Source organism: Streptomyces griseoruber (assembly GCF_001514205.1).
In the GTDB taxonomy this organism is placed as follows: domain Bacteria; phylum Actinomycetota; class Actinomycetes; order Streptomycetales; family Streptomycetaceae; genus Streptomyces; species Streptomyces griseoruber.
Genome location: NZ_KQ948811.1, coordinates 2,295 through 4,760, shown reverse-complemented (window position 1 = coordinate 4,760; position 2,466 = coordinate 2,295). Strand labels below are relative to the sequence as shown.

Sequence of the window (2,466 nt, the reverse complement as noted above, 5' to 3'; positions counted from 1 at the left end):
CCTACACAAGCCGAACCGAACACCAATATCAAACTGTAGTAAAGGTCCCGGGGTCTTTCCGTCCTGCTGCGCGAAACGAGCATCTTTACTCGTAGTGCAATTTCACCGGGCCTATGGTTGAGACAGTCGAGAAGTCGTTACGCCATTCGTGCAGGTCGGAACTTACCCGACAAGGAATTTCGCTACCTTAGGATGGTTATAGTTACCACCGCCGTTTACTGGCGCTTAAGTTCTCAGCTTCGCCACACCGAAATGTGACTAACCGGTCCCCTTAACGTTCCAGCACCGGGCAGGCGTCAGTCCGTATACATCGCCTTACGGCTTCGCACGGACCTGTGTTTTTAGTAAACAGTCGCTTCTCGCTGGTCTCTGCGGCCACCCCCAGCTCGGAGAGCAAGTCCCCTCACCAGGCGTGGCCCCCCTTCTCCCGAAGTTACGGGGGCATTTTGCCGAGTTCCTTAACCATAGTTCACCCGAACGCCTCGGTATTCTCTACCTGACCACCTGAGTCGGTTTAGGGTACGGGCCGCCATGAAACTCGCTAGAGGCTTTTCTCGACAGCATAGGATCATCCACTTCACCACAATCGGCTCGGCATCAGGTCTCAGGCTCCATGAACGGCGGATTTGCCTACCGTTCGCCCTACACCCTTACCCCGGGACAACCACCGCCCGGGCTGGACTACCTTCCTGCGTCACCCCATCACTCACCTACTACAGGTCTGGTCCGTCGGCTCCACCACTCCCCCTTGCCCGAAGGCTCCGGGGCGGCTTCACGGACTTAGCATCGCCTGGTTCAATGTTTGACGCTTCACAGCGGGTACCGGAATATCAACCGGTTATCCATCGACTACGCCTGTCGGCCTCGCCTTAGGTCCCGACTTACCCTGGGCAGATCAGCTTGACCCAGGAACCCTTAGTCAATCGGCGCACACGTTTCTCACGTGTGAATCGCTACTCATGCCTGCATTCTCACTCGTGAACCGTCCACAACTACCTTCCGGTGCTGCTTCACCCGGCACACGACGCTCCCCTACCCATCACAGCACCCGTTGGGGCTTTATGCTGCAATGACACGACTTCGGCGGTACGCTTGAGCCCCGCTACATTGTCGGCGCGGAATCACTAGACCAGTGAGCTATTACGCACTCTTTCAAGGGTGGCTGCTTCTAAGCCAACCTCCTGGTTGTCTCTGCGACTCCACATCCTTTCCCACTTAGCGTACGCTTAGGGGCCTTAGTCGATGCTCTGGGCTGTTTCCCTCTCGACCATGGAGCTTATCCCCCACAGTCTCACTGCCGCGCTCTCACTTACCGGCATTCGGAGTTTGGCTAAGGTCAGTAACCCGGTAGGGCCCATCGCCTATCCAGTGCTCTACCTCCGGCAAGAAACACACGACGCTGCACCTAAATGCATTTCGGGGAGAACCAGCTATCACGGAGTTTGATTGGCCTTTCACCCCTAACCACAGGTCATCCCCCAGGTTTTCAACCCTGGTGGGTTCGGTCCTCCACGAAGTCTTACCTCCGCTTCAACCTGCCCATGGCTAGATCACTCCGCTTCGGGTCTTGAGCGTGCTACTGAAACGCCCTGTTCGGACTCGCTTTCGCTACGGCTACCCCACCCGGGTTAACCTCGCAACACACCGCAAACTCGCAGGCTCATTCTTCAAAAGGCACGCAGTCACGAGAATGTGCAAGCACATTCCGACGCTCCCACGGCTTGTAGGCACACGGTTTCAGGTACTATTTCACTCCGCTCCCGCGGTACTTTTCACCATTCCCTCACGGTACTATCCGCTATCGGTCACCAGGGAATATTTAGGCTTAGCGGGTGGTCCCGCCAGATTCACACGGGATTTCTCGGGCCCCGTGCTACTTGGGTGTCTCTCAAACGAGCCGCTGATGTTTCGACTACGGGGGTCTTACCCTCTACGCCGGACCTTTCGCATGTCCTTCGCCTACATCAACGGTTTCTGACTCGTCCCACGGCCGGCAGACCGTGGAAGAGAGATCCCACAACCCCGTATACGCAACCCCTGCCGGGTCTCACACGCATACGGTTTGGCCTCATCCGGTTTCGCTCGCCACTACTCCCGGAATCACGGTTGTTTTCTCTTCCTGCGGGTACTGAGATGTTTCACTTCCCCGCGTTCCCTCCACACTGCCTATGTGTTCAGCAGCGGGTGACAGCCCATGACGACTGCCGGGTTTCCCCATTCGGAAACCCCCGGATCAAAGCCTGGTTGACGACTCCCCGGGGACTATCGTGGCCTCCCACGTCCTTCATCGGTTCCTGGTGCCAAGGCATCCACCGTGCGCCCTTAAAAACTTGGCCACAGATGCTCGCGTCCACTGTGCAGTTCTCAAACAACGACCAGCCACCCGTCACACACCAGAACTCTGATGCTTCACCGGGGCCGGCATCCGAGGGTTCATTCCCTCAGACACCCAACAGCGTGCCCGAC

The 2,466-nt window shown here is 57.3% G+C and carries 1 rRNA gene (cut by a window edge); it reads right to left on the bottom strand.

The features are described 5' to 3' along the window. Positions 1-2,336 (bottom strand): 23S ribosomal RNA (locus AQJ64_RS44630); it reaches 959 nt to the left of the window's first position. Positions 2,337-2,466 lie beyond the last annotated feature (130 nt).